The sequence below is a fragment of the Porphyrobacter sp. ULC335 genome (assembly GCF_025917005.1).
GTDB lineage: Bacteria > Pseudomonadota > Alphaproteobacteria > Sphingomonadales > Sphingomonadaceae > Erythrobacter.
This window is the reverse complement of record NZ_CP078091.1, coordinates 1,040,626-1,067,093: the sequence shown is the minus strand read 5'-3', so window position 1 is coordinate 1,067,093 and position 26,468 is coordinate 1,040,626. Positions and strand designations below refer to the sequence as shown.

At 62.7% G+C, this 26,468-nt stretch carries 29 protein-coding genes and 1 tRNA gene; 14 read left to right on the top strand and 16 right to left on the bottom strand.

The window, feature by feature from the left end; all coding sequences use genetic code 11:
• Nucleotides 1-5: 5 nt before the first annotated feature.
• A complete protein-coding gene (locus tag KVF90_RS05235; protein WP_264393796.1) occupies nt 6-1,433 on the bottom strand; it encodes an aldehyde dehydrogenase family protein in 1,428 nt (475 codons plus the stop codon).
• A gap of 185 nt (nt 1,434-1,618) precedes the next feature.
• On the opposite strand from KVF90_RS05235, the gene KVF90_RS05230 reads away from it, so the two are divergent.
• Nucleotides 1,619-2,323 carry a glutathione S-transferase family protein gene (locus KVF90_RS05230; protein ID WP_264393795.1) on the top strand — a complete coding sequence of 235 codons (705 nt, stop codon included), beginning with the start codon at nt 1,619-1,621 and terminating at the stop codon, nt 2,321-2,323.
• A 39-nt stretch (nt 2,324-2,362) separates the two neighbouring features.
• Nucleotides 2,363-3,229, top strand: a complete 867-nt coding sequence (mtnP, locus tag KVF90_RS05225) for an S-methyl-5'-thioadenosine phosphorylase (RefSeq protein WP_264393794.1) — start codon at nt 2,363-2,365, stop codon at nt 3,227-3,229.
• 1 nt (nt 3,230) lies between these two features.
• On the opposite strand, the gene KVF90_RS05220 is transcribed toward mtnP, so the two are convergent.
• The 3 genes from KVF90_RS05220 to KVF90_RS05210 all read right to left on the bottom strand — a co-directional run bounded on the left by KVF90_RS05220 (nt 3,231) and on the right by KVF90_RS05210 (nt 5,689).
• A complete protein-coding gene (locus KVF90_RS05220; protein WP_264393793.1) occupies nt 3,231-4,019 on the bottom strand; it encodes a transglutaminase-like domain-containing protein in 789 nt (262 codons plus the stop codon).
• A 129-nt stretch (nt 4,020-4,148) separates the two neighbouring features.
• On the bottom strand, nt 4,149-4,760 hold the full coding sequence (locus tag KVF90_RS05215) for an LON peptidase substrate-binding domain-containing protein (protein WP_264393792.1): 612 nt from the start codon (nt 4,758-4,760) through the stop codon (nt 4,149-4,151).
• The gene (locus tag KVF90_RS05210; protein WP_264394684.1) at nt 4,757-5,689 is read right to left on the bottom strand and encodes a tetratricopeptide repeat protein; all 933 of its coding nucleotides are present in this window, start codon (nt 5,687-5,689) and stop codon (nt 4,757-4,759) included. Before KVF90_RS05210 ends, KVF90_RS05215 begins: the two co-directional genes overlap by 4 nt.
• A gap of 232 nt (nt 5,690-5,921) precedes the next feature.
• Between KVF90_RS05210 and KVF90_RS05205 the strand changes: the two genes are divergently transcribed.
• Nucleotides 5,922-5,996: transfer RNA gene (locus tag KVF90_RS05205), tRNA-Gly, on the top strand.
• Between the two features lie 124 nt (nt 5,997-6,120).
• On the opposite strand, the gene KVF90_RS05200 is transcribed toward KVF90_RS05205, so the two are convergent.
• Nucleotides 6,121-7,020 (bottom strand): LysR family transcriptional regulator, encoded by a 900-nt coding sequence (locus KVF90_RS05200; RefSeq protein ID WP_264393791.1) that lies wholly within the window; start codon nt 7,018-7,020, stop codon nt 6,121-6,123.
• A gap of 205 nt (nt 7,021-7,225) precedes the next feature.
• On the opposite strand from KVF90_RS05200, the gene KVF90_RS05195 reads away from it, so the two are divergent.
• Both KVF90_RS05195 and KVF90_RS05190 read left to right on the top strand, forming a co-directional pair.
• A complete protein-coding gene (locus tag KVF90_RS05195; protein ID WP_264393790.1) occupies nt 7,226-7,837 on the top strand; it encodes a glutathione S-transferase family protein in 612 nt (203 codons plus the stop codon).
• Nucleotides 7,838-7,892: 55 nt separating this feature from the next.
• Nucleotides 7,893-9,956, top strand: a complete 2,064-nt coding sequence (locus KVF90_RS05190; RefSeq protein WP_264393789.1) for a pyridoxamine 5'-phosphate oxidase family protein — start codon at nt 7,893-7,895, stop codon at nt 9,954-9,956.
• Between the two features lie 187 nt (nt 9,957-10,143).
• On the opposite strand, the gene KVF90_RS05185 is transcribed toward KVF90_RS05190, so the two are convergent.
• Nucleotides 10,144-10,662 (bottom strand): nuclear transport factor 2 family protein, encoded by a 519-nt coding sequence (locus tag KVF90_RS05185; RefSeq protein ID WP_264393788.1) that lies wholly within the window; start codon nt 10,660-10,662, stop codon nt 10,144-10,146.
• Nucleotides 10,663-10,714: 52 nt separating this feature from the next.
• On the bottom strand, nt 10,715-11,440 hold the full coding sequence (locus KVF90_RS05180; RefSeq protein ID WP_264394682.1) for an SDR family oxidoreductase: 726 nt from the start codon (nt 11,438-11,440) through the stop codon (nt 10,715-10,717).
• A gap of 143 nt (nt 11,441-11,583) precedes the next feature.
• On the opposite strand from KVF90_RS05180, the gene KVF90_RS05175 reads away from it, so the two are divergent.
• The gene (locus KVF90_RS05175) at nt 11,584-12,453 is read left to right on the top strand and encodes an AraC family transcriptional regulator (protein WP_264393787.1); all 870 of its coding nucleotides are present in this window, start codon (nt 11,584-11,586) and stop codon (nt 12,451-12,453) included.
• Between the two features lie 13 nt (nt 12,454-12,466).
• On the opposite strand, the gene KVF90_RS05170 is transcribed toward KVF90_RS05175, so the two are convergent.
• Both KVF90_RS05170 and KVF90_RS05165 read right to left on the bottom strand, forming a co-directional pair.
• Nucleotides 12,467-13,438, bottom strand: a complete 972-nt coding sequence (locus KVF90_RS05170) for an alpha/beta hydrolase family protein (RefSeq protein WP_264393786.1) — start codon at nt 13,436-13,438, stop codon at nt 12,467-12,469.
• 59 nt (nt 13,439-13,497) lie between these two features.
• Nucleotides 13,498-14,124, bottom strand: a complete 627-nt coding sequence (locus KVF90_RS05165; RefSeq protein ID WP_264393785.1) for an NAD(P)H-dependent oxidoreductase — start codon at nt 14,122-14,124, stop codon at nt 13,498-13,500.
• 119 nt (nt 14,125-14,243) lie between these two features.
• Between KVF90_RS05165 and KVF90_RS05160 the strand changes: the two genes are divergently transcribed.
• The 3 genes from KVF90_RS05160 to KVF90_RS05150 all read left to right on the top strand — a co-directional run bounded on the left by KVF90_RS05160 (nt 14,244) and on the right by KVF90_RS05150 (nt 16,515).
• Complete coding sequence (locus KVF90_RS05160; protein ID WP_264393784.1) at nt 14,244-15,110, top strand: LysR family transcriptional regulator; 867 nt, start codon at nt 14,244-14,246, stop codon at nt 15,108-15,110.
• 182 nt (nt 15,111-15,292) lie between these two features.
• Nucleotides 15,293-15,604 (top strand): hypothetical protein, encoded by a 312-nt coding sequence (locus KVF90_RS05155; RefSeq protein ID WP_264393783.1) that lies wholly within the window; start codon nt 15,293-15,295, stop codon nt 15,602-15,604.
• 206 nt (nt 15,605-15,810) lie between these two features.
• Nucleotides 15,811-16,515: a CPBP family intramembrane glutamic endopeptidase gene (locus tag KVF90_RS05150; RefSeq protein ID WP_264393782.1), complete on the top strand. Its 705-nt coding sequence runs from the start codon at nt 15,811-15,813 to the stop codon at nt 16,513-16,515.
• Nucleotides 16,516-16,581: 66 nt separating this feature from the next.
• Here the strand turns inward: KVF90_RS05150 and KVF90_RS05145 are convergent, their stop codons facing one another.
• Together KVF90_RS05145 and KVF90_RS05140 are read right to left on the bottom strand one after the other, a co-directional pair.
• On the bottom strand, nt 16,582-17,910 hold the full coding sequence (locus tag KVF90_RS05145; protein ID WP_264393781.1) for a sensor histidine kinase: 1,329 nt from the start codon (nt 17,908-17,910) through the stop codon (nt 16,582-16,584).
• Nucleotides 17,907-18,698: a response regulator transcription factor gene (locus tag KVF90_RS05140; RefSeq protein ID WP_264393780.1), complete on the bottom strand. Its 792-nt coding sequence runs from the start codon at nt 18,696-18,698 to the stop codon at nt 17,907-17,909. Before KVF90_RS05140 ends, KVF90_RS05145 begins: the two co-directional genes overlap by 4 nt.
• Nucleotides 18,699-18,849: 151 nt before the next feature.
• Here KVF90_RS05140 and KVF90_RS05135 point away from each other — a divergent pair, with 151 nt between their 5' ends.
• From KVF90_RS05135 to KVF90_RS05120, 4 genes are all read left to right on the top strand, one after another.
• Nucleotides 18,850-19,059, top strand: coding sequence for a ParD-like family protein (locus KVF90_RS05135; protein ID WP_264394680.1), 210 nt, complete (start codon nt 18,850-18,852; stop codon nt 19,057-19,059).
• A 1-nt stretch (nt 19,060) separates the two neighbouring features.
• Entirely contained in the window at nt 19,061-19,828 is a 768-nt protein-coding gene (gene map / locus KVF90_RS05130) for a type I methionyl aminopeptidase (protein ID WP_264393779.1), read from the top strand.
• A gap of 199 nt (nt 19,829-20,027) precedes the next feature.
• A complete protein-coding gene (locus KVF90_RS05125; RefSeq protein ID WP_264393778.1) occupies nt 20,028-20,975 on the top strand; it encodes a CPBP family intramembrane glutamic endopeptidase in 948 nt (315 codons plus the stop codon).
• Between the two features lie 91 nt (nt 20,976-21,066).
• Nucleotides 21,067-22,071 carry an alpha/beta hydrolase gene (locus KVF90_RS05120; protein ID WP_264393777.1) on the top strand — a complete coding sequence of 335 codons (1,005 nt, stop codon included), beginning with the start codon at nt 21,067-21,069 and terminating at the stop codon, nt 22,069-22,071.
• Between the two features lie 48 nt (nt 22,072-22,119).
• On the opposite strand, the gene KVF90_RS05115 is transcribed toward KVF90_RS05120, so the two are convergent.
• The 4 genes from KVF90_RS05115 to KVF90_RS05100 all read right to left on the bottom strand — a co-directional run bounded on the left by KVF90_RS05115 (nt 22,120) and on the right by KVF90_RS05100 (nt 24,701).
• On the bottom strand, nt 22,120-22,803 hold the full coding sequence (locus KVF90_RS05115) for a glutathione S-transferase family protein (RefSeq protein WP_264393776.1): 684 nt from the start codon (nt 22,801-22,803) through the stop codon (nt 22,120-22,122).
• Nucleotides 22,804-22,820: 17 nt separating this feature from the next.
• Entirely contained in the window at nt 22,821-23,729 is a 909-nt protein-coding gene (locus KVF90_RS05110; protein WP_264393775.1) for an NAD(P)/FAD-dependent oxidoreductase, read from the bottom strand.
• Nucleotides 23,719-24,183 carry an RrF2 family transcriptional regulator gene (locus tag KVF90_RS05105; RefSeq protein WP_264393774.1) on the bottom strand — a complete coding sequence of 155 codons (465 nt, stop codon included), beginning with the start codon at nt 24,181-24,183 and terminating at the stop codon, nt 23,719-23,721. The genes KVF90_RS05110 and KVF90_RS05105 overlap by 11 nt, the downstream gene beginning before the upstream one ends.
• Before the next feature lie 104 nt (nt 24,184-24,287).
• The gene (locus KVF90_RS05100) at nt 24,288-24,701 is read right to left on the bottom strand and encodes a RidA family protein (protein ID WP_264393773.1); all 414 of its coding nucleotides are present in this window, start codon (nt 24,699-24,701) and stop codon (nt 24,288-24,290) included.
• A 223-nt stretch (nt 24,702-24,924) separates the two neighbouring features.
• Between KVF90_RS05100 and KVF90_RS05095 the strand changes: the two genes are divergently transcribed.
• Nucleotides 24,925-25,827 carry a LysR family transcriptional regulator gene (locus tag KVF90_RS05095; protein WP_264393772.1) on the top strand — a complete coding sequence of 301 codons (903 nt, stop codon included), beginning with the start codon at nt 24,925-24,927 and terminating at the stop codon, nt 25,825-25,827.
• 16 nt (nt 25,828-25,843) lie between these two features.
• Here the strand turns inward: KVF90_RS05095 and KVF90_RS05090 are convergent, their stop codons facing one another.
• Entirely contained in the window at nt 25,844-26,467 is a 624-nt protein-coding gene (locus KVF90_RS05090; protein WP_264393771.1) for a TetR/AcrR family transcriptional regulator, read from the bottom strand.
• Nucleotide 26,468: the final 1 nt, after the last annotated feature.

Sequence of the window (26,468 nt, the reverse complement as noted above, 5' to 3'; positions counted from 1 at the left end):
GTCACTTACGCGGGGGCTTTTTCCTTCTTCACGGTGATCACCTGAGCATAGGTGAACTCCTTCAGGCCTTCCTTGCCGTATTCAGCGCCGAAACCCGACTGCTTGTGCCCGCCAAACGGCGCGAAGGGCGACAGGTGGAGGTATTCGTTGACCCACACCGTGCCGGTTTCGAGCTGCTCGGCGATCTCGACGCCCTTTTCCGGGTTGCCGGTCCACACCGCGCCCGCGAGGCCATATTCCGAGTTGTTGGCGCGCGCGATGACTTCCTCTTCAGTCGAGAACTTCATCAGCGGCATGACCGGGCCGAACTGCTCCTCGGCCACGATCCGCGCATCTTCGGGCGGGTTGTCGAGGATGGTCAGCGGCACGAAGTAGCCGGTGCCGCTGGGATCGGCATTGCCGCCCAGCAGGAACTTGTAGCCATTGTCCTTGGCATCCTCGATCAGCTCGAGCACGCGCTCGTATTGCTTCTTGTTCTGGATCGGGCCGACGCCGGTGCCCTGCTGCGCGCCGTCGCCGACGGTGACGGTCTTGGCGTATTCGACGATGGCGGCGGACAGTTCGTCATAGATATCCTCGTGGATATAGACGCGCTTGGCCGCGACGCAGATCTGGCCCGCGTTGGAGAAGCTCGACCAGAACAGCTGTTCGGCGACCTTCTTGGGATCGGCATCCGGCAGCACGATCGACGCGTCGTTGCCGCCCAGTTCGAGCGTGATGCGCTTCAAGTCGGCGCTGGCGCCTTCCATGATCTTCTTGCCCGTCGCGGTCGATCCGGTGAAGGTGATCTTGTCGATATCCGGATGCGAGGTCATCAGCGGGCCGAGGTCGTCCTCACCCGTGATGATGTTGACCACGCCCGGCGGCACCACGCCAGCGATCAGCTCGGCGATGCGCAAAGTGGTCAGCGGGGTGAAGGGCGAGGGCTTGAGCACAATGGTGCAACCCGAAAGCATCGCGGGCGCGATCTTCTGGATCGCCATCATCACCGGGAAGTTCCACGGCACGATGCCCGCGACCACGCCTACCGGCACGCGCCGGGTGCGGCTGAGGCGGGTATCGCTGTCCTCGTTGATCTCGTCATCAAGGCTGAGGGTGGACTGCGCCGCGCTCATGCCAGCAGCGCCGTAGATTTCGCCCTTGGCCTGATCGTGCGGCTTGCCCTGCTCGCTGGTGAGGAGGCGGTACAGCTCCTCCGCATTGGCCTTGATCGCGCCCGAGATCGCCAGAATCGCTGCGCGGCGTTCCTCGATCGGGGTGTTCTTCCAGGTCTTGAACGCGGCGCGCGCTGCCGCGACGGCCTCGTCAAGCTCGGCCTTGCCGCAGGCGGGAACCTGGCCGATCACCTGCTCGGTGGCGGGGTTCACGACATCGAGCCAGCGATCGGTGCTGATCATCTTGCCGCCGATAAGGTTCTTGTACTGGGTGACCATGGTCGTTCCTCTCTCGTCGAATGGGGGAGTCGTCTCTCCCGCACAGGTTGGCGCGTTGCATACGAAAACGCAACGCTGGCGTTGGCGGCATAGCTAGCGCGGCGCACACGGACGATCACCTGATGATTGCGCTATCGGCGCGCGGGCCTATGGAGGCGGCGAGAGACGCCCTGGAGGAGAGCCGCATGAGTGATTCCCGCCCCGATCTGGTGATTTATGGCAGCCCTGTTTCGCCCTTCGTGCGCAAGGTCGCCGGGGTCTGTATCGCCAAGGGTGTGGAATACGAGGTGGAGGCGATCAACGTCTTCGACCCGCCGCAGTGGTTCCGCGACATTTCGCCGATGAAGCGCATTCCGGTGCTGCGCGACCGTTCGGTGGCAGAGGAAGGCCTGGCGGGCACCATCGCCGATTCATCCGCGATCTGCGCCTTCATCGAGAAGAAGCACCCCTCACCCGCGCTTTACCCCGAAGCGCCGATGGCGCTTGGCGAAGCGCTGTTCATCGAGGAATATGCCGACACCGCCCTCGCCATGGCAGGGGGGCTGGGCATTTTCCGTCCGATCTTCTTTGCGGTCTCGAAGGGCGAGGAGCCGGGTCTCGAAAAGGCGCGCGAGGCGTGGAACGCGCAGCTTCCGCCGGTCTTCGATGTGCTCGAAGCGCGGCTGGCGGGGCGCCAGTTCTTCGCGGGTGACGCGCTGTCGATTGCCGACATCACGGTGGCCTGCGTGCTGATGCAGGTGTCGTTGGTCGCGGAAACCCCGCTCGACCGATGGCCGTCCCTCGGTGCGCATTTCGAGGCGATGCAGGCCATGCCGCTGATCGCCGGGCCCTATGCCGCGGCGGAAAAGATGATCCGCAGGGCCTTGCCCACGCGCTTCGACCTGACCTAAGCCACACAAGACACGGCGAGCAAGGAACAGGCGAGCAGCATGGCCAGCGAATGGTGCATCGGGATCATCGGCGGATCGGGCCTCTATGCCATCGACGGGCTCGAGGACGCGCAGTGGATCGCCATCGAAACGCCGTGGGGTGATCCCTCGGACGAGATTCTGTGCGGCCGCATTGGCGACGTGAAGGTGCGTTTTCTCCCCCGCCACGGCCGCGGACACCCGATCTCGCCCACGGAACTCAACGCCCGCGCCAATATTGACGCGCTCAAACGCGCCGGTTGCACCGATATCCTCGCGATCTCGGCCGTCGGGAGCCTGCGCGAGGAGCTGGAGCCGGGGCGCTTCGCCGTGGTCGAACAGTTCATCGACCGCACCGTCCAGCGCCCCAGCACCTTTTACGGCAGCGGCTTTGTCACCCATGTCTCGATGGCCGATCCGGTCTGCCCGCGCCTGTCCGAAATGGCCGCACAGGCAGTCGCCAAGGCCAAGGGCAAGGTCGCGGTGGGGGCGACCTATCTCGCCATGGAAGGCCCGCAATTCTCGACCCGCGCCGAAAGCCGGATGTACCGGGCGTGGGGCGCGGACGTGATCGGCATGACCGCGATGCCCGAAGCCAAGCTCGCCCGCGAGGCCGAACTGCCTTACGCGCTCGTCGGGATGGTCACCGATTATGACTGCTGGCGCGAAGGCGAGGCGGTCGATGTCGCGCAGGTGGTCGGGCAGATGCAGGCCAACGGCGCGCTCGCCCGGGCGATGGTCAAGAATTTCATCGCCGGCCTGCCGCAGGAGCGCGAGCCCTCCCCGATCGACACCGCGCTCGACGATGCGGTCATCACCGCGCCGGACGAGCATGATCCGGAACTGATGGCAAAGCTCGACGCGGTGGCCGGGCGGTTGTTCGGCTGATTCAGGCCACAGTGCCGAGGGGCGTTACCGCAACGCTCTGTCCCCGCATTTCCAGCGCTCCGAAAGCGGTGAGGAAGGCAACGTCCCCGATATCCCGGCCAATGCCGATAATGGCAATGTCCTGCGCGCTTGCCATGCCGGTTGCATCGACCAGATGCCATGCCCCGTCCAGAAACACCTCCGCCACGGCATGGAAATCGGGCGGCGTCACGCCCGGTGCATAGACACTGGCGATCCGCGCGGGGATGTCCGCAGAGCGCGCAAAGGCTATCATCAGATGCGCATAGTCGCGGCATACACCTTTGCGATCGACAAAGGTATCGACCGCCGTCGTATCGGCGTTGCTCGCCCCCGGTTCATAGGTGAGATGGTCCGCGATCCAGTCGCGCATGGCCACGATCCTGGCCCCGCCCTGGAGGTTGGCGAACTCCGTCGCGACAAGATCGGCAAAGCGGCTGGACGGACAATAGCGCGACGGCATCAGATAGGGGACAGCCTCGCCGGGCAATTGGTGGAGCGGCACCTGCGGCAGCTTCGCCAAGTCTGCTGCGATTCGGTCGATCGTGACCCGCGCCCGGTAATCCACCAGCATCTGCCCGGCGACACGCAGCCAGATCCTCTCCCCGATATGGTCCTGCGCGGGAACCTTGGCGAATTGCTCGTGCGCGGAAACCGTCATCCGGGCGTCGGCAATGGCCTGTCCGGGGATGGCCGCGGCTTCCACCTGCAGCAGGACATCGCAAGGGTTTTCAAACCAGTAGTCAAGCTGCACGTGTAGTTGAAGATCCACGGTCCGGGTTCCATTCGCGTGAGTGGCCAGGCAGGTGGCATCACCCGCGAGGATGCATACCGGCCGCGCGGGCCTTTGTTTCGTAACCGCCAGAGATAGTCTGCGGGCAGGCCGTTCCGCCCCCCACACCTATTGCAGGGTAACGATTTCCTCGCCGCCGTCGTGGCGACCGAAGAACTGCATCAACTGCACCAGCAATTCGCAGCGGTCAGTCAGCGTCTCGGCTTCGAGCAGCGCCTGCTTGCTGGCCGGATCAAAGGGAGCGATCTGGGAGACGCCGTTGATCAGCGATCGATCATCCAGCCGCTCGACCGAATCCCAATCGACACTGTAGCCCTGCGCATCTGCAAAGTGCCGCGCTTCGCGCTCGAACCCGCCGCGCTGGGCATGGGTGAGGGTTTCGTCCTCATCCTCGGCATAGATCTCCGCCTCGATCTGACGGTAGGCGGTGGTGACATCCAGCTCGCGGACCAGCCGGAACCGCGCCGTGCCTTCAAGCACGAGGTTGTAGCGCCCGTCGTCCATCGCCTGCACCTCGCCGATCCGCCCGACGCACCCTACCGAGTACAGCGGCGCACCGTCCACCGGGCGTTGCGGCTGGATCATCGCGATCTGGCGATCACGGATCAGCGCATCGCCGACCAGCGCGCGATAGCGCGGTTCGAAGATGTGGAGCGGCAGCTGCATGCCGGGAAACAGCACCGCGCCCGTCAGGGGGAAGATGGAAAGACGTTTTGTCATCCGAACAATACGCGCGAAAGACGGCGGCGGACGCCGACCACCCATTCGTCTTCAAGTCCGGTGGCCTCGAAGATCTTGAGCAGCTTGGCACGTGCCGCGCCTTCGTTCCATTCGCGATCGGCTGCGATCATGGCGAGCAGCGTGTCGGCGGCATCATCCCGCTGACCTGCGGCAAAGGCGGCCTCGGCAAAAGCAAGCTGCGCGTCCATATCGTCCGGCGCAGCAGCGGCGGCGACACGCAGCGCGGTCAGCTCGCTATCATCCACCCGCGTGCCAGCCAGTTCCAGCGCAGAACGGGCCGGAGCAATCGCGGCATCGGTGGCGAGGCGCGGATCGCTGTCGATCACCTCCATCACCTGCCGCGCCTGATCGACCTCGCCCAGCTGCACCAGCGCCCGCACGAGGCCTGCGTGGGCGGGGGCATTGTCCTGCGCGAATTCGGTAATCTGGGCAAAGATGCTTGCCGCGCGCTGCGGATCGCCGGTGGCAAGCGCTTCCTCGCCCAGCTTGATGAACTGTGCCAGCTCCTCGGGCGAGGGGCCTTGCGGCGTACCAGCAGCACCTTCGGCACCGCCTTCGACCGGCAATTGCGCGAGCAGTTGGTCGAGCATTGCCTTCAGCTGCGATTCGCTGCGGGCGTTGGTGAGATCGGCGATCGGTTGGCCCTGGAACATCGCATAGACCGTGGGGATCGAGCGCACTTGGAACTGCGCGGCGATGAACTGTTCCTCGTCGACATTGATCTTGGCGAGAATCACCCCCTTGTCGGCATATTCGGCTGCGACCTTTTCCAGCACCGGGGTCAGCGCCTTGCACGGGCCGCACCATTCGGCCCAGAAGTCGAGGATGACGAGCTTGTTTTGCGACGGGTCCACCACCGCTTGGCGGAAGCGTTCCACGGCCTTCTGTTCGTCGATGCTCAGTCCCATGCTGGCCAAGGTATCTGCTCCTGCTGTCATTGTGCGCACGTAGCGCCAGTCCGCCCCCAATGTGGGACGCCGCGCGCCAATGTGAAGCGCACAATTGTGCTGGCCGCTTGCCCGCGCGCGATCAAGCCTTAATCGCGCCAATTTAGCGCTTGCAGCGGGCATGGGTCGCTGCTAATCGCGCCGCCTCTCCGGCAGGAACCGCGGCATTGCGGCTTTCTGTCAGCGCCAGTGAGCGGGCGTAGCTCAGGGGTAGAGCACAACCTTGCCAAGGTTGGGGTCGAGGGTTCGAATCCCTTCGCCCGCTCCATTTTTTCCTAAGAAAATCAGTGATTTCCGGGCAGCGCAAGCTGTCCGAAAATGCTTATTTATACAATCAATGACGCTTTATAAGCGCTTTGAAAGCTGGAATTGGAGTGCCCAATGGCGCCCATTCAGCCTTCAGACTGATGCCCGGATCTGAACGTTTGGTTGGCGCGCAGTCGGTCACGCGCGAAATCAATGAAGGCGCGTACTTTGGCGGACGCGTTGCGGCCCCCGGCATGAACGATATGTACAGGCAGCGGTGGTTGTTCGAAATCCTCCAGAACGATCTGGAGGCTTCCTTTGGCGAGGTCCGGACCAACCTGATAGGACAGCGCGCGGGTCAAACCCCAACCTGATCGCGCCGCACTGATCGTTGCCTCGTTCGAATTGGACAGCAGCGCAGGCTTAACATTGACTGTGATATGAGCATCGCGTCCGAAGCGCCATTCGAGCGACGGCCAGGCACCCGTCGCAGCGACGATCCGGTGATTCGCCAGATCGGCAGGCGTGCGCGGCATTCCGTGTTTCTTGAAATATGCGGGTGAACCACAAACAACGCGCCGCACCGACCCGACGCGCACCGCGCTATAGCTTGAATCCGGGAGGCGCCCGATGCGGATTGCAACATCCACGCCTTCATCGACAAGGTTCACGATGCGATCTAGCAACAGCAGCCGTCCGGACACCTGGGGGTGACGATCAAGGAACTCGGTCATAACGGGCATGATGTAGATCTGGCCGAACATGACCGATGAGGTTACCGTCAGCGTGCCAGAAGGCGTTGCGTAAAGACCGGCCGCGGCGGCCTCGGCCTCCTCGATTGCAGCAAGAATGTTCCGGCAATCCTCAACATATCGCGCCCCTGCCTCGGTCAGTTTGACCGAACGGGTGGTCCGGGTGAGGAGACGAGTGCCGATAGCGTCTTCAAGCGCCGCGACAGCACGGGTGACGGCGGGCGGGCTCGTATTGAGCTGGCGCGCGGCCTCTGCGAACCCGCCGGTTTCGGCGATTCTCATGAACACCCGCATTGCATGAAAACGGTCCACTTGAGTCTTCCTTGCCTGCCGCACGCGCCTGCCCGACGTTACATGACTTCATGAGAGGCATCGACACATTATTCCGCTTGGCGGAACGCTGGCTTCCAGATTTCCAATGTTCTTGCGATCATCTGAAAGGATTAGTGGGTGATGCGCAGCGGTGACGCGCACTACACCCTCAGAAAGGCTCCTTGCCATGAAGCTCTTCTTTCACCCCATTTCCGGCCATGCCCACCGCGCCCAATTGTTCCTCTCCCTGATTGGCGTCCCGGTCGAGATTGTTGTCGTCGATCTTGCCAAGGGTGAGCACAGGTCAGCCGATTATCTCGCCATGAACCGCTTTGGCCAGATCCCGGTGCTGGAGGATGACGGCCGATTCATTTCCGATTCGATTGCCATTCTCGTCTACGCGGCCAAGAAGTTCGGCAAGACCGATTGGCTGCCCGAAGATCCGGCCGGCGCAGCGCACGTGCAGCGCTGGTTATCCGTGGCGGCCGGGCAGATTGCTTACGGTCCCTGCGCTGCGCGGCTCATTAACATCGTCAGCGCGAACTATCGGCCGGAGGAAGTCATCGATCGCGCGCACGCTATCCTTGCGCTGATGGAAGACGAGCTCGATGGCCGCGAGTGGATCGCCGCGGACTACCCGACTGTCGCCGACGTCGCGCTCTATAGTTACGTTGCACGCGCGCCTGAAGGAAATGTCGACCTGGCTCCTTACGACCATGTGCGTGCCTGGCTCGAACAGATCGAGGCGCTTCCCGGGTTTGTGGCTTTCGAAAAGACGCCGGTCGGCCTTGAAGTCTGAACCTTGAGACGGCCGGGCGGACTGCGCCGCTCTGCGTCCCTGAAGGAGCATTTGCGTGGATCGCCGGGCAATCGATAAACCCTCTCCCTTCCACCCCGGCGAAATCGCCATGCAAGCCACGGTCGGCGTTGCCGAACGAATGGAGACGCTGGGGCAAAAGGTGATCCGCGACTATATGCCGGACCAGCACCGCGACTTCTTCGCCCAGCTGCCCTTCGTGGTGCTCGGCGCAGTTGACGAGGCGGGCGATGCATGGGCGACGCTGATTGCTGGCGGCCCGGGCTTCATGCGCAGCCCCGATCCACAAATCCTCGAGTTCGCAGTTGTCCCCGACCCTCGCGATCCTGCCGTTGCCGGGCTTGGCGACAGCTCAGCGATAGGCTTGCTCGGGATCGAGTTTCATACCCGCCGTCGCAACCGCATGAACGGCCGCGTGCATAAGAACGGGGCCGGGCAATTTGCCGTCAGGGTCGAGCACGCGTTCGGCAACTGTCCGCAATTCATACAGCCGCGCGACTGTCAGTTGGTGCGCGATCCTGCCCGGTTTTCCGCCGCACCTGCCCGCAATCTCGATCCTGCCGACCCAAAGGTGCGAGCCGCGATCACTGCTGCGGACACGTTCTTCGTCGCTTCCTATTTCGACGACGTCGCCGGACGGCATGTCGATGTTTCGCACCGCGGCGGCAAGCAAGGGTTTGTGCGAATCAATCCTGACGGCTCGTTGACTATTCCCGATTTTGCCGGGAACCTCCACTTCAACACACTCGGCAATATTCTGGTCAATCCGCATGCGGGGCTGGTCTTTCCCGATTTCGAGACCGGCGCATTGTTGCAGCTGACCGGGGATGCCGAGGTCGTCCTGGATTCCCCCGAGATCTCCGCCTTCGACGGCGCCGAGCGGCTCTGGACCTTTCGTCCGCGCCGCGCGGTGGTGCGCGAGGAGGCGCTGCCGCTACGCTTCCACTCCCAGCCTCAAGGCTCGTCACCCGACAGTCTGATGACGCGCGATGGGCAGGCGGCGCGCCAACGCCTTGATGCGGAGGAGCTGTCCGGTAACTGGCGACCGTTCCGGGTGGCAAGAATTGTTGAGGAGAGCAGCACCATCCGCTCACTTCACCTCGAGCCCGCAGACAACGAGGGTATCATCGCGCATGCGTCGGGCCAGTATCTGCCGATCCGCGTCCTTCCGGAACCGGGAAAGGATCCTGTCGTGCGCACCTACTCGCTTTCAAGCGCACCTTCGGACGGGTTCTATCGTCTGAGCGTCAAGCGTCAGGGGCGTGCCTCAAATCTTCTTCACGGGCTCGCAACAGGCGACCGCATAGAGGTGCGCGCACCGGCAGGTGACTTTACCATCGAGCCACTTGAGCCACGTCCCGCGGTGATGCTGGCTGCGGGTATCGGCATTACCCCGATCCTCGCTATGCTTCGCACGCTTGTATCCGAAGGGTTGCGCCACCGCCATGTGAGGCCAACCTACGTCTTTGTCGCGGCCCGGACCCTCGCCGAGCGCGCCTTCGATAGGGAAATCTCGGAGCTCGTCCAATCAGCCAATGGAGCAATCCGACTGGTACGCGTGCTCGGCGATCCCCAAGGCGCCGAACCGGGTATCGATTACGAGGCCACCGGCAGGATTGACCTTGCGCTTTTGCGGAGCGTGCTGCCCTTCGATGGCTACGACTTCTACATGTGCGGCCCGCCGTCCTTCATGCAGGGGATTTACGATCAGTTGCGTGACCTCGGCATACCCGATGAGCGCATTCATGCTGAAGCATTTGGGCCGGCATCGCTTGAGCGCCGACACGATCAGGCAGCACCTGCCGCTGCACCCGCTGCTGCCGGGCCGGTGGATGTCGTATTCATGAAATCGGGGAAAGAAGCGCGCTGGCAGCCAAGGGGCGGATCGCTCCTCGAGCTTGCCGAAGCGCGCGGTCTGGTACCTGAATTCAGTTGCCGGAACGGGAGCTGCGGGACCTGCGCCACGCGGATTATTGCAGGGAGAGTTGCCTATCCCAAGCGACCTGCCGCCGGGGTTGCGGATCAGCATGCCCTGATCTGTTGCGCGGTTCCAGCCGCCCAGGAAGAAAAGGCGAGCAACAGCCTGGTGCTCGACCTCTGAACCCATCCCGATCCCGGTCGATCCGGACGGGGATGTGCGCACGAGTCGGGATCCTGCCGAGCTGGATCAGCAATATTCCGTGACGAATCTGTCATCACCACAAGGGTTTTGCCTGGCCTGGTAAGTGGTCTCTAGCGACGTCGTTTCAGCCGGACGGGGATCGCCAATGAAAAGCAGTTTCTGCTCCTCACTTTTTGCAGTGCGACCCGCTGCTCTCAATCACGCGCTGATAGGCCACGAGATCGAGAAAGGCTTCGGCTTCCACGACCTGTCCGGCAGCCATCCGGAATATCCACACAAACTCGTTTCGATAAGGCTGGCCCAAAGTCGTCCTGGCGGCAGCACCAAAGCGGACGATCACGCGATCGCAATCGCTGACAATGAAATGAACGCTTGGGACGAGCGGCGTTGCCAGTCGACTTACCAGAGGTCGGGCCGCATTTTCCGTGAAGTCCCGCAAACCCTTGTAGGTGCCCGCGACCGGGCCCGATCCGTGAATTGTCCAGACGACATCTTCGGCGAGCAGCCCTTCAAACACACTGCCTCCGGCGCTCCACCTGACAAATGCCGATTGAACGCTCTGCAGATTGCTGCGCTCTTCCGGGCATTGTGATCGGGATCGGGGCGGTGGCCCGGAACCGGCATGCAATGGTGTCAGGGCGCCGAGGAGGCCCCCGGCGACCAGTGCCGTCATCTTCGCGAGCACGGAGCGTTTTGATGGCGAGGGTCTCAAAGGGGATACTCCTCAAAACATCAACTCACATGCCGGCCGCCGTGGGACGGACAATGACTTCGTTGATGTCGACGCCAGCGGGTTGTTCGAGCGCAAACCGCACCGCGCGGGCGATGGCATCAGGGGTCAGCGATTTTCTGCGCCATTCGATCAGATCGGCAGCCAGAGCCGGGTCACTGATATCATGGCCCAGTTCGGTGGCGACGACGCCAGGCGAGATCAGGGTGGCGCGGATCTCGTCGTGCTCGAGCCGCAAGCCTTCGGTAATTGCCCGCACGGCATGTTTTGTGCCGCAATAGACTGCTGCTGTGGGCACAACCAAATGCGCCGCAATCGATGCGACATTGATCACATGCCCGTCGTGCTGCGCCGTGAAACGCGGCAGCACGGATGCGATACCATTGAGCACGCCGTGAATGTTGACGTCGATCATGCGCTTCCATTCGTCACGCTTGATCGATACCAGAGGCGACAGCGGCATGACGCCGGCGTTGTTCACTAGCGCATCGATCCGACCGAAGCGTTCCTCGGCTGCATCGACGAAGGCGTCAAAGCTGGCCGCATCGGTGACGTCGAGAGCGCACCACCCGGCCCGCTCGCCAAGCTCCTCCGCCAACGCAGAAAGTCGGTCGGTTCGCCGCGCGCCCAGAAACAGATTGGCGCCGCCAGGTGCGAGTTCGCGCGCAGTGGCTTCGCCAATTCCGCTCGATGCACCGGTGATGAGGATCGTCCTGTTGCGTATTTGAGCCATCATTCGTTCCTTCTTTCCGTTGCGTTCAAGCTGCCCGAACCGCTCTCACAGCGTTAGCCCGATCGTCCGCAATGCTTGCACGATCCTCCAAATCTTCCGTGCTTTTGCTTGCGTGCGATCCCGCGATCGGCGACGAGATCCCCATGTCCGATACTCCGGAACTCGCGCAAATCATTGCCCGGCACACGCCGCAGCCCGGGGTGTTCGAAACACCTGTGCCGGGATTATCGCTGATCCGTGCCGATGCTCCGGGCATGCCCATGCCAACGGTCTACGAGCCGTCGCTTTGCATTATCGCTCGGGGTGCGAAGACCGTGTCCCTTGGCGCGCGGATGCTGCATTACGATCCTTCACACTGTCTCGTCGCCTCGGTGGACCTTGCGCTGATCGGTCAGGTCATGTCCGCTGCCCCCGATGATCCTTACCTGTGTTGCAAGATCGACCTCGATCAGTCCGTTCTTGCCGATCTGATCACGGCCGATGGCACCGCCTTGCTGCCGGGCGATCCCCCTCCGCTTGCAGTGCACCCCACCGGCCCTGATCTGCTGGATGCCGCATCCCGCCTGCTGCGTCTGATTGACCGGCCTCATTCGATCCCTGTGCTCGCTCCGCTGGTGCAGCGCGAAATCCTCTACCATCTCATCACTGGACCTCAGGGTGAGATGCTTCGCCACGCAGCCTCGGGTGACAGCCATCTGGGCCAAGTGAGCCGCGCCATCGGCTGGATCCGCCGCCACTCGCGTGAACAGCTTCGTATTTGCGACATTGCCGGTGCGGCGCGGATGAGCGTTTCCTCGCTGCACCATCACTTCAAGCGGATCACCGGGCTGACGCCTTTGCAGTTTCAGAAGCAGTTGCGCCTTCAGGAAGCGCGCCAGTTGATGATTGCCGAGGGGGTGGGCGCCGGCTCTGCCGGATTTGCCGTGGGCTATGACAGCCCTTCGCAGTTCAGCCGCGAGTATCGCCGCTTGTTCGGCGCGCCGCCGCGTGCGGATGTCAGCGGGATCAGTTGAGCAAGCTTCGCCCTCAGGCTGCTTTCCGGTCCTTGCGGTCGATACGGCCCAGTGCGCCAGCCGGACCATCAAGGGCGGCACAGGCGTCTTCCCAGGCATGGTCATCTTCAATCAGCGCGGAGCGCAGATAGGACCAGACCATGCGCCGGGTCAGCTCGAGCCGGTCCGGGCCCTCATCATCGGTCTCCTTCGCATCATATCCGGCGATACCGCCGAGGCCATGCCTGCCGCCGGCGACCGTCAGCAGCGCCTCGGCACCCGGGCTGAGATGGTAAGGGTCAGCGTGCCAGTCGGCACCGCGGACGGTCAGATGAGGGCTCACGTCCCTGTCGCCGAAGACGACGAGGGTGCGAGTGGCCAGATTGGCAAAGTCGGGAGAGAATGCCGGGCCATAGGTCTTGCCGTTCTCGCTGAGATTGTCGCCGCCTGCACCGGGCGCTGCCAGCAGCACGCCAGCCTTGATCCGGGGATCGCGCAAGTCGACCTCGGCTCCGTTGATCGTGACCCGCATGCCAAGCAGCAAGGCAACCGTGTGGCCGCCGAGCGAATGGCCCACGGCACCGATTTTCTCGTAATCCAGGCGGCCCCTCAGAAGGGGCAGCGCCGTTTCAATGGCGCTCAGCCCATCCAGAATAGCGGTCAGTTCCTCTGCTCGCTCGCGCCAGAACAGAGGAGCGCCGGGCAGATCGCGGGGCAATCCGCCCACCTTGCTGTTGGCCTGCGTGGGCTGGATGACGACGAAGCCGCGCTCGGCCAGAAAGTTGGTAATCGGACCATAGCCATCCTTCGAGGGAAGATAGAGCGAAGGTCCGTGGCCATGTGACAGCAGAACGATTGGCAGGGCATCGCCATGAACGGGCGCGGTGACGCGCAGCTGCAACGGTTGCGGGCGCCCGGGCATCGGTAAGGACACCGGGCTGAAGGACGCAGTGAGGACCGGCTCCGGCGTCGGAATGAGCCGCGCGAGGTCGATCAGATTGTTCATTGCATTTTTTCCTTTTGGCGGAGCGTGCTCCGGGTCGTCGCCTGACTGGTCCGGCTCGTTCAGGCCGCGCGGCTGTCCTCACTACCGCCAGAGCCGGATCCGTTTGGCCGGATAGCGAGTGGCAGTGATGCCAGGCGTGACAGTGCGCGAGTGTAGGTGTGACCGGCTTCGGCAAGATCATCCCCGCGCACGGCGTCTGCGCCAAACACGAGAAAGGGATCTTGCCAGTCCATTGCGAAGCGATTCGCAGAGGCTTCCAGAGGAGCCAGAAGCTCGGCGACGGTGAAACGGTTGCGTCCGTCTGGCCGGTATGTGACCTCCCCGGCACCCATGGTCGCAGCGACCATCAGAGGCTTGCCGGCGAGCCTTGCGCCTTCAGTGTCCCAGTTCATATAGGCCATCCGGGTCAGGACGATGTCCTGCCACTGCTTCAGCAATGCAGGCGTCGAATACCATTGCATCGGAAACTGGAGCACGATGCGGTCTGCGCCGAGAAGCCGCGATGCCTCTCGTGCACTGTCGCGCTCCATTGCGAGCCCTGCCGGGTAAAGGGCGGCCATGTCGGCAATCGCGACATGATGCAGTCCCACCGCCGCCCGCGCCAGGGCTGCATTGACCTTCGATCGCTCGGAATCCGGATGGAAGAGCAGGATCTGCGTAACGGTTGGCCTGAGTTCGTCGTGCATTGGTTCAGCTCGCCTCGTGTCCGCTAATGACGGGTCGCATATGGCCGGCCGCAATCGATCCTTCCAATCGATATTGGTTCTGTCTTATTATCGATCATATGAATTTACGTTCAATCGACATGAACCTGCTCGTCATCCTCGACGTCCTTCTTGACGAACAGCACGTCGGGCGCGCGGCCGAGCGCGTGGGGCTCTCGCAGCCGGCGATGTCCGCTGCGCTCCAGCGGTGCCGTCACCTTTTCCGCGACGCGCTGTTCGAGCGGAGCCGGGGAACGATGCGCCCCACACCCAAAGCCGAGAGCCTGAGGCAGCCGCTCAAGGAACTTCTCGCCGCAACCACGAAGATCATCGCGCCTCCGGTGGTGCCCATTCAAGAGCTCAAGGCAACGCTGAGACTCACGATGGCCGACCTTTCTGCGTTGCTCGTCCTCGAGCCACTGCTTGCCGATCTTGCTGGGTCGGCCCCGGGGATCGACATCGTCCTCCAGCCGTGGGCCGGTGCTGCGGATGCCCGGCGCGCGCTGAAGGACGGATCGACGGACATTGCCGTCTCGGTGTTCGAGACAGACGATGACGATCTGTGCTGCCAGCCTGCGAGCAAGGAGGCCTATGTGGTGGCCATGCGCGAGGATCATGCTGCGGCGCAGGGCTTCACGCTGGAGACGTGGTTGTCGTTTCCCCACATCGTTGTTTCAGGGCGGGGCGAGGCGCGTACGGCACTGGACAGCGAACTTGCGGCGCGCGGGCTCAGGCGCCGGATCGGCGTGGTGGTTCCGACCTTCGGCATGGTTGTCCCGCTCCTGCGCTGCACTTCGATGATTGGCATGGTGCCGGAAAAACTGGTGAGGCGGACATCCGGCCTCGCCCTTTTCCAGCCGCCTGTGGCTGTGCCGAACATCAGCCTGTCACTGGGGTGGCATCGCCGGCGCGAGAACGATTCTGCGCTGCGCCATGTGGCCGACCGGCTGGCAGCCCATCTTGGTTGATGGGCCTGCTCCGGGGCCGGATCGATCACCTGACCTGCCATCCAGTCAGGCTATCGCACAAGGTCTGCACAAGGCCGGGGCACGCCATGTTTACGCAATCTACGCCTTTCAGTTGAGCCCGAACCGCATCTCACGGTCGTCGTCCGACGGCGGTGATGATGCGTCAACTGAAAGGACCGAACATGACCAATCATTATGCCAGCAATTTCTTCCGACCGCTTCGAAGCCTCGGGCTTATCGCCCTGATGGGCGCCTCTGTTGCTGCCTGTTCGACGGATACCGGGAGCTTGAGGAGTGCCGCGGCCGCAAACCTTGCGAGTGAGACGGCGCTCAACGCACAGATCATCTCCGACCGTGCGCGGGCGCAGCGGTGCGATCGTGACCCGAGCAGGAAGGAGTGTCCCCGCGCGGATCGCGAGCGGGCAGAGCGCGACAGGGAGCTGGAAGAGTGGTGCAACCGCTATCCGACCCATCGTGATTGTCGTCGCCGCTGATCGGTGCCTGCCAGTTCGCTTGGTCGGCGCCCCTCCGATGTCGCCGGAACGCCGAGGATGAGCAAGCAATTCGGGGGGAAGCGGCACTTCCGCTTCCCCATTTTCCTGCACGCATCGCGACCCCAGGCGCGCCAACCGGCCATTGGCGAGCTTGCGCCAATACGCGTGTCACCTCTCTGGAACCTTGCATTGGCGGAGCAGACCACATGAAATTCACAAGTCGCGACGCAATGGTCCCCGACGACTGGCAGAGTCCCGATCGGCCCAGCTGGGCCGGCATCGGGATCGGGCTTGCCTCATACTCGATCTGTCTCGTCCTCGTCGCTCTCGCGATGGGATACTGGGCCCGTGATGTGCCGGTCTGGCAAGGCGTGATCGGGTCCTATGCAGGCGCGATTGCGGGTCTGTGCGGTTTTGCGGCCGCCTGTCTCGTCCGGCGCACGCCGGCCAACAAGCTCGGCCTCGTTGCTACACATTGGCCCTGGTATGCCGTTGCGGTCGGCCTTGCGATCGCAACCTACGGCCTGAGCCTGTCGATCATCGATGCTCATATGCAGGTCACCGGAAGGCCGGACGAATCACAGGCTGTTCTTCACGCAGCGGTGCGCGGCGGGGCGTTGCCGTTTCTGCTGGCCCTTGTGGGCGGCGCGATCCTGACGCCGCTGGGAGAGGAACTCCTGTTTCGAGGGATCATCGCCAACGCGCTCAACAGATATGGCGCCTGGGCCGGTATCGCTGCCAGCGCGCTGATTTTCGGCATGGCGCATGGCACCGGCGCCATCCTGTGGGTGGCCATCATGGCCGGACTGGTCTCTGGCCTGCTGTTTCGCAGGACCGGTTCAGTGTGGCCTTCGGTCCTGCTCCACATGGCCTATAACGGGCTGCACTCCTTCGCGTCCGCGCTGTCCTGAATTCAGCGCCACGCCGCCAGACATGTCCAGAGCGGCAAAGCCTGGACCCTGCCTGTTGCACCTGGCTCAGCCTGCAGAAGGCTCGGCACGCAGGCCTACCCTGACAAGAGTGCCGCCGCCGGGCGCATCCAGGACGTCCACCCGTCCATCATGGCGCGCGATCACCTCCTCCACCAGGCTGAGACCCAACCCGCTTCCGGAAGCAGACGGTCGCAGCCGGTAGAACGGCTCGAAGATTCGCTCCCGCTCGCCTGGCGGGATCCCGGGGCCGTCATCCTCGACTTCGAACCCCACGCCGGTCACTCGAACGATAATCTGCTGTCCGCCGTGTTGTGCCGCGTTCTGTACCAGATTCATCACCACGCGCTCGATCGCCGCAGGATCTCCGAGGACCGGTTCGTTCGCCGCAACCTCCACCGCAACTGTCTTGCCGCTGGCGATCATGAGCGGTGCCAGCTCCGCGACCGTTGCGCGGACGAGGGCTGCAAGGTCGAAGCGTTCGCGGCGCTTGTGGTTCTCCATGCGCTGAAGGTCCAGCAACTGCTCCGCGAGGGTCGCGAGCCGTTGAATGTCACCGGCAAGAGAGCGTGTCTCGGCGTTTTCGGACGTTTCCACCTTGCTGCGCAACACTGCGATAGGCGTTCGCAGCTCATGCGCTGCGAAGCCCAGGAAACGCCGCTGGCGCTCATGATCCTCGTCAAGCCGCTGAAGGGCCGCGTTGAAGGCACTGACCAGGGGCGCGATCTCGCGGGGCGCTTCGTCCTCGCTAAGAGAACCCCTGCGCGTGTGCGCATCAATGGCCTCTGCCTCGCGCGCGATGCGATGGACCCCCGCAAGCGACCGCCGCACGATCCACGGCGTCACCACAAGCGAGGTCAGTGCCAGCAGCACGAAGATCGGCAGGACGATGACATTTGAAGCGAGGATCACCGTGAGGTTCAGATCCGAAAGCGCCCCATGCCCAAGGATCGTGAGATCCCCGATTTCAGTCTTCTGCCTTCTGGCCACCGCGGCCAGATGGTAGGGCGGATTCCGATCGCGCAGCTGGGCAAAGGACAGATCGCTCAATCGGCCAACAAGTGATGCGTAATGCTGCGGCACCGATCCGAAGCTGACACTGCGACCGGCATCGTCCTGGACCACGAACCATAATTGCGGCGTTGCCGCTTGCAATTCGGCCAGTTCAGGGGTCATTTCGACCGAAAGCTGCCCGGCTTCCTCGCGCTTGATCGCACCGGCTATCACCGGGATGATCCGCTCGTCAGTGTAGGGACCGCCGCTGTCGAACCGGATCGCAATCGCAATGATAATGGCGAAAGAGACGATGAGGATCGCAAAGTTGACGGCGAGGGGATAGATGATCAGCGGCCGCCTGAGGGAGCGGAGCTTTGTCATGCTGCTTCCCGGAGCAGGTAGCCAACACCTCTGATTGCGTGGATTTCGACACCCGCACCTGAATTCGCCAGTTTCTTCCGCAGCCGGGAGATATGCGAGTCCAGCGTATTGGACTGGACCTCGTCATCAAAGCCGAACACCGCCTGTTCGAGTGTTTCGCGCAGCACAGTCCTGCCCCGGCGTTTCATCAGTGCGGCAAGGACGCGCAGTTCGCGGCGCGGAAGATCGAGCCGTCCGCCCCGTACCTCGACCTCCTCGTTCGCAAGATCGAAAACCACGGATCCCGCCCGGATCTCGGCGCCCTCCAGTTCTGCCGGGCGCCGACGAACGGCACGGATGCGCGCAAGCATCTCGTCCATTGCGAAGGGCTTGACCAGGTAGTCGTCCGCTCCCTCGTCAAGCCCGGCCACCCGGTCCGCAACCTCGCCGCATGCGCTCAGAATGACGATGCGGATGCCGGGATTGCGGGCGCGCAATTCAGGAACGAGTGACAATCCTTCCCCATCGGGCAGCTTTCTGTCCAGCAACACCAGATCGAATCCGGCCATCAGAACGGCCTCCCGCGCGCTTGCGAACCGATCGACGTGGTCGACGACAAACCGCTCTTTCCTGAGGACCGCACAAACGGATTCGGCGAGCCGCGGTTCGTCTTCTATCAGCAGAATTCTCACAGCTTTACCCGTCGTTTCCCGGCAAAAGACTCGCCCCCGCATTCTTCGCCACCTGACGAGCGCGATCTGGCCGGAGCCTGAATAATCATCCGGATACGATGCGCTGTGCACGATCATCGGTCGGCAGCGCCCCGATCGCCACATTGCAAATCCTACTCCGCGCTTGCACGGGATTCCGGCGCAGAGACAGGTGAGGCCAGCGACATCCGACCCGATTGACCAAATGGCATATGAAGCGTATACGTTTCATATAAATGTGGAGGTCAAATTGGGAATAGTGAAAATCGACGACGCGCTGCATGAAGAGGTGCGCCGGGCAAGCGCTGTGATGTGCCGGTCCATCAACGCGCAGGCCGAATTCTGGATGAAAATCGGCAGGCTTGCTGAAGCCAATCCGGCACTCTCTTTCAATGATATCATCAGCCGCGAGCTTGCGAGCGTTCAGGTGCCCGAACCAGACGAGCGCGCGGCAGCCTGACATGGTAAAGACACCTGACGAGCTCGCGCTGATGCGAATATCAGGACGCCTGCTTGCATCGGTTTTCGCGATGCTGGACCGTCTCGATCTGACGGGCATGTCGACACTCGAAATCAATGATCTGGTCGAGCGGTACATTACTGTCGACCTTGCTTCCCGCCCGGCCAGCAAGGGCCAGTATGGCTTTGCATTCGTGCTCAATTGCTCGCTCAACGATGTCGTCTGTCATGGCGTGCCCGACGCGAACGACATCATTCGCGACGGAGACATCATCAACCTCGATATCACGCTGGAAAAGAATGGTTTCATCGCCGATTCCAGCAAGACCTGGATTGTCGGAAACGCTTCGGGCGCCGCGAGACGGCTTGTCCGCATAGCCAATGAGGCCATGTGGGCGGGGATCCGTCAGGTGCGCCCTGGCGCCCGTCTCGGGGACATCGGCTTTGCCATCGAAAAGCATGCGAAGAAAAATGGCTACTCGGTTGTCAGGGAGTATTGCGGGCACGGAATTGGCCGCGAGATGCACGAGGAGCCGCAGGTGCTCCATTTCGGCCGACCGGGCAGCGGGCTCAGGCTGCGCGAGGGCATGGTGTTTACCATAGAACCGATGATCAATGCCGGGCGGCGGCAGGTGGTCACCGACAGCGATGGCTGGACTGTCAGAACTCGCGACGGACGCCTGTCCGCGCAGTTCGAGCACACCGTCGCAGTGACCGCAGGCGGGGTCGAGGTGCTGACGCTGAGGGACGGTGAATTGGCTCTAATTTGAGCAACAGGCGCCTGCCTGACGGGATGCTCATGCGCATCTCCTTTTCCCTGCTCCCGGCTGGCCAGCGCCTCAATCCGACGAAAGCCGCAAGCCATCACGACCCTGCTCAGCCAACAGTCGTACCTTGCCCGGGACGCCATGTTCACGCAACTTTCGGGCTGCATTTCCCACGAAAGGCCAGATGAAAGAGAACGGGAAAATGCCTGAAAAGAGTGAGAGCTGGTTTCTGCGAACCGACAAGATTGCCGAAACAACCCGGGTGCCTGCGGGCGTTGAATACCACCGGGTCTACGCAGGCGAAAAGCGCCGCATCCTCCGCGGAGTTACCGCGATAGTCTTTCTCTTTGCAGGCCTGATTATCCTCGCGCAGGCGTGCCTCGCCGCCGCTGCGGCGATCGACAGTCAGCTGCTGCCGGGGCGGACAGGCTTTACGCCACTCCAATACGCAGCCGGGGCGTTCTCTCTGGCTCTTCTCATTCCGTACAGCATGCTGCTCCAGCGCTGGCTCTACGGAGTGCCCGCGCGCTCTTTGCATTCGGTCACTGGCAGCTTTCGGTTCGGCGTGTTCGGCCGCGCATTGCTCGTGTTCGGCCCTTTGGTCCTTATCGTCATGTCCGCCGGCTTTTTCGCGCCGGATGACAGGATCCCATGGAGCACCAGCGACCTCACAGCATTTTTCATCATCGGCATGACGCTCACCCCGCTAGCGGCCGCTGGTGAGGAATATGGACTGCGCGGCCTGATGTTCCGCGTAGTCGGTAGCTGGACGCGCGGATCCCTTTCCGGCGCAGTCCTCGGGATCACGCTTACGACTGTCCTTTTCTCGCTCTTCCACGGCAGCCTCGACCCTTACATCCTTGGCTCCTATCTCGTGCTCTTCGCCGCGATGGCGATCATCACCTGGAGGACGGGAGGCCTTGAGGTCGCCGTCGTGCTGCACGGCGTCTACAATGTCAGTGCGCTTGTCCTTGCGACCACGCTCCACCTCGACCTGGGAGGTGATCTTGGCAGCCGCGGCGAGATCGCCGGTACACCCGCAAACCTGGTGCCAAGCGCAGCGCTCGCGATCATTACCGCAGCTATCTGGTGGACGACACGCAGGTCGGGACCTGCACGGACGCCAGCGATGTCAGGCGAACACTCTTGACTGGCTGGCTCCCAGAATCGGTGACGCACGAGATGATCGCTGGTGTCAGGTGACCGGGGAGCGAGCTGTCCGGCAAGAACTGGAGTATTGGATGTCAGAAACTGAAGCCACTGCCGAACAGACGGGTGTGAAGGTCGCGGACCGTATTATTCCCGTGCCCGCCTCCATCAGTCCCGAAGCGCAAGCGCGGCTGCATGCTGCTGTCGGACCGGATGGCACCCCGCTCAACGCGCTGTACGCTATGCCGGGCGAAGATGATCCCGAAGCGTGGCGCCGCATGAAGCATGCTGCCGATACGCACTATGCTGCTGCGATGAAGGATCGCGGCCAGTCAGGATCTGTCGAGCTTGAGACAAGCCGGATCGGGTCTGCGACGGTGCATATCGCGACGCCGTCCCAGCTTGTGTTTGAGGACTGCGTCTACCTTGATCTGCACGGCGGTGCCTTTGTGTTCGGCAGCGGTGAAGCCTGCCGCGAGGGCGCGCGCAGTCAGGCGGCCGCGCAAGGAATGTGCTGCTACGGGATCGACTATCGCACACCGCCTGATTACCCCTTCCCGGCGGCGCTCGATGATTGTCTTGCGGTCTATAGACACGCGGTTGCGACGTACGGCGCGGGCAGGGTCGTGCTTGGCGGCCGGTCTGCGGGTGGAAACCTGGCGCTGGCCACTGTGCTGCGTGCGCATGATGAAGGCATGGAGATGCCTGCCGCGCTCGTATTGCTCTCGCCGGAGGTCGATCTGACAGAAACCGGCGACAGCTTTCACGTCAACAGAACCGTGGACGTCGTTCTGCCAAACCCCTTGATGCCTGCAAACCTGCTCTATGCGAATGGCGCGGACCTGACCCATCCCTACCTCTCTCCGCTCTTCGGCGAATTCTTCGAGGGCTTTCCGGCGACGTTAATTCAGAGCGGAACCCGCGACCTGTTCCTGTCGAACGCCGTGCGGTTGCACAGATCCTTGCGGCGCTTGGGGATAGTGGCTGAATTGCATGTGTTTGAGGCTATGCCCCATGGCGGCTTCGGCGGCACGCCGGAAGACGCTGAACTGCTGGACGAGGTGGTGCGCTTCGTCCGCCATTCCCTCCTCCGATAGATCGCCTGCCGGCAATCCTGCTGTCCGCGGCGGCCCTCCCCCTTTTTGTCAGGGACAGGTCGGTGGACATAGCGCTGGCAAGCCATGGGCCAGCTTTACCACCGGCTCCGGATAGGTCGGCAGCGCCGCGCTTGGCCGCTCGGCGAAGAATGCATACCATTCAGCCAGTGCATCGCAGCCTTCTGGTAGTGGCACGCCATAGACATGTTTGGCGAATTGCAACGTCGCCATGGTGACGCAGTCAGCGATGGTGGGCTGCGCTCCCGACAGGAATGGACCCTCATTTTCCTGTGCGAGCAGGTCGAGCATGCGCAGTCGCCCATAATAGGCATCAGCCGCAAAGGTCGCCGCTTCGCGGCTCTGACGTTCACCTTTCGCGAACAGGGGGCTGGCCTTGTGGCACCAGATCCCGAACTGCATCGCAGCCTCATCGATCACGCTCAGCATCTCGCGGATGCGTGCCCGCTCCTCCGGCGTTGCTCCTGCCATGTCGGGTGACGGAAAACGCTCCTCCAGATAATCAAGGATCGCAATCGAGGAACGGATCAGTGTTCCCTCCTGTGTCTCGAGGATGGGAACCGTGCCGAGCGGACCAAGTCCTGCAAGCTCAGGCGGCGGCCAGGCCGCGAGCGCATCAAAGGCAATCCGCTCGATGCCAGTGATCCCTTTTTCGGCGAGGTAGATGCCGACACGGCGGGGGTAGAGCCCCCATTCGAGTTCGTAGAGCTTCATGGGTATGCTTTCGTCAATCACGCCGGGAGGGGTTCGAACACCAGCGACTGGTGGAGAGATATGCCTGCAGTCACCCCGTCGGCAGCCGCCCAGCTGGCGTTGTGCGGCGCGCGCGCGGCATCGCCTGCTGCATATACTCCTGGCACGCTGGTAAGCTTTGCGGCGTCGGTCCTAATAATTGCGCCGAATGGACCATCATCAAGCACGCAGCCGAGTTGCGCCGCGATCGGGCTGTTGAGGCGGGAACGCGGTGCGAGATAGAGCGCGTCGATCGGCACCTCGTGACCGTCGGCGAGTGTCAGCGACGACAGGGCGGCATCTTCACCACAAAGCCCTGCAATCGGTCTCGGCTCGATCGCTACGCCGCGACGCGCCAGCTGCAATTGCATTGTGGCATCCGGCATATCAGCGCCATTTAGGAAAAGCGTTGTTGGTCCCCAATCAGCAATCAGCAGGGCCTGATGCGCAGATACCGGCATGGTCTGAAGCACGCCGAGGCGCCGTCCCCCATACTCGAAACCGTGGCAGTAGGGACAATGCAGCACGCTCTTGCCCCAGCGCCCGGCGAGGCCGGGGATCTCCGGCAGAACGTCGGATATCCCGAAAGCGAGAACCAGCCTCGCCGCATGAAGGCTGATGCCGTCAGCAAGGCCCACTTCGAAGCCGTCAGCCATCGCCTCCGCGCTGGTCGCGACGCCTTCGAGCATCTGGACTGTGGGGTATCGCTGGAGCTGGGCGCGCGCCTCGGCGACCATGGTCTGCGGGCTCTTTCCATCATGACCCAGGATGCCGTGCGAGGCATCGGCAAAGCGATTGCGCGGGGCCCCTGCGTCGATGACGCATACCGAGCGGCGCGCGCGGGCGAGCTGCAATGCAGCAGACAGGCCGGCGAAGCTGCCGCCGATGACAACAGCATCATTTCGCATGAACAGTCTCCAGATCAATGGACTTGCCGCTTGCAACCATGCGTGCGTGGAAGTCGGCGCTGAGTTCTGCGAGCGTCACCTTGCCGAAGTGCTCGAGAAGCAGCGCTTCTGCGTCGCTGAATGCGTTGTTCAGCGAGGCGTTGACTGCCTGTTCGACAAGGCAATCGGGTTCGTCGCTGCGGTTACCGACGGCTAGGAGCCCTGGACTGCCCAACGCTATGTAGACGTCGCGCAAGCTGATGGAGTGCAGTGCCTTTGCAATCGTCCATCCGCCCCCGTGACCTTTCCCGGACCGGACAAAACCGGCATCGCGCAAGCCCGCCATGATCCGGCGAATGACGACCGGATTGGTCTGCATGGCGGTGGCCAGAACCTCCGAAGTAATCGGTCCCGCCGCTTGCGCCATGTGAAGAAGGACGTGGAGCACGCCCGACAGTCTGCTATCCCGTTTCATGTAACTTTTATAGTTACGAATCTTTCCCGTGTCAAGGTTCACGGCGTAGCGCGGGAGAGATCCTGGCGCGGAGTTCACGGATCGCCCGGCAAGGACCGGTCCGATCAGGTCCGATCAGGAACGCGGGCCACCATTTCGATCTCGATCCTGAGTTCGGGCGAGAACAGGGCGCTTACACCGATCCCGGTCATTGCCGGCATCGTATCGCCGAGAAAGGCCACCAGCGGTTCAAATACCTCTGCGGCCTTGTCCGGTGTCCAGTCGACAATATGGGCCCGCAGGCTGACGATGTCGGAAGGCAACGCCCCGATGCTGTCGAGGCAGTGTTTGAGGTTCTGGCAAACGATGTCGGTCTGCTCTCTCAGCGAGGCCGGCACGTGATCCGTGCCCTTTTGCGCGGCGATCTGGCCCGAAAAGATCGCCAGCGGTCCTGTGTCGACCAGCGTCCCCTGCGAATGATGGTTGCCGGTTGAGTCCCAGAGCGCCGGCGGATTGAGGCGGACAAGCGGTGTGTTCATGTCGGATCTGCTCCTGAATGGGCACCATGGCCCGTTGGATGTCACGCCCCTCCATAGCCCGACCGGCAGTGAACGGATGTCCGCCCAACCATGACCGTGCGTCACGGATGACCCATGCTTTTGAGCCCCGCATCAGTGGACAGGCGAAAGCAGGAGCGGCAAGATCGCAGCAGCGTTAAGGACACTACGTGATGACCAATAGCAGCAGGGCGGCACGCGGATTGTGACCGCACGAAGCCTCAACGAGATCGTCATTTTCATGGCTGTGGCTGATGCAGGAAGCTTTGCCCGGGGCGGCCAGGCAATGGGGCTTACCGGGTCGGCTGCCAGCAAGGCTGTCGCCCGTCTGGAGGCCCGGCTCGGTGTCAGGCTGCTGCACCGTAACTCCCGCGCTGTCAGCCTCACATCAGAAGGTGAGCGTTTCCGCCAGAGCGGAAAGAATATTCTCGAAGCTGTCGATGAGGCTGAAGCGAGCATCGCTGCGCCGGATGGCAGGCCGCGGGGGCTGCTACGTCTGAGTGTTCCCGATGCCTTCGGCCGACGCGTGATCATGCCGTTGGTGAACGATTATCTTGAACGTTGGCCAGAGGTCCGCATCGACATCGATTTTTCCGACCGTCCCGTCGACCTCGTAGAGGAAGGCTTCGATCTTGCCATCCGCATAGGAGGAGAGAGCGCGCCAGATGGTATCGTGTCCCGGGTCGTCGCTGAATATCCCGTGTGGTTCTGTGCTGCCCCGTCCTATCTCGAACGCCGGGGCCATCCCGCGGACGCGGAGGCCCTGAGCGCGCACGACTGCATTCTGTTTCGATCCCGGAGCCGGACGCAGGAATGGCTTGGCCTGTCGGGGAGCGAACACGCCGACAAGTTGCTGGCCCACGGACGGTTGCGAATGAACAGCGCAGAGGCCATCCGCCTCGCTGCCCTTGCGGGCCTCGGAATTGCGCTGCTGCCGTCTTTCCTCGTCGATGACGAGTTTGCGACCGGACACCTCGTCCGGCTTTTCCCTGAACTAGGGACGCAAACCGTGCGCGTCCTATGCCTCTATCCAAGCAGACGCCTCGTTGACCCGCGGGTGCGCACTTTCATCGACAATGTGAGTGCGGCATTGACCCGTGTAGCCTGAACCGCCTCGCAGCTTGTTATCGCCCGATTGCGCTGCCATCCTGTGTGCCGCACAGCCCCGCTGCCGAGAGCGTCAACTCGATGACGGGGCGAAGGTCATCCATCGTTGCACCGTCTCGCGCCTGGACCGAAAGACCCTGGAGAACCGTCACAAGATAGCGGGCAAGACGATGGGCGTCCGGCTCCGGCATCCAGCGAAGAAGCTGCTCGCTGATTGCCTGCCGGAACGCGGTCCGCCGTTTCGCGAGTGTTCCCGCGACAGCCTGATTGTCAGGATGGCACATGATCATCCCGTTCGAAATCAGACACGCCTTGCCGCTCTTCGTCACACTTTCCGCACCTGCCTCAAGCAGCCCACGCGCCCAGTCTCGAGGCGTTTTGCTCGTCGACAGTTTCGTGAGATCTAGCCCTGCCTCGCTGTCTTCGTAGAACGCGATGGCTTCTTCCATCAGGCCAGCCTTGCTGCCGAAGGCATGGTATAGGCTTGGAGGCGCAACACCGATCGCAGCCGTCAGATCTGCGATCGACACGCCCTCGTAGCCGCGTTCCCGGAACATGCCCAGCGCGGTGCGCACCGCGGCGCTGCGCTCGAAGCTGGCCGGGCGACCGCCAGATCTGACCCCTTGTTTTTTATCGATCACT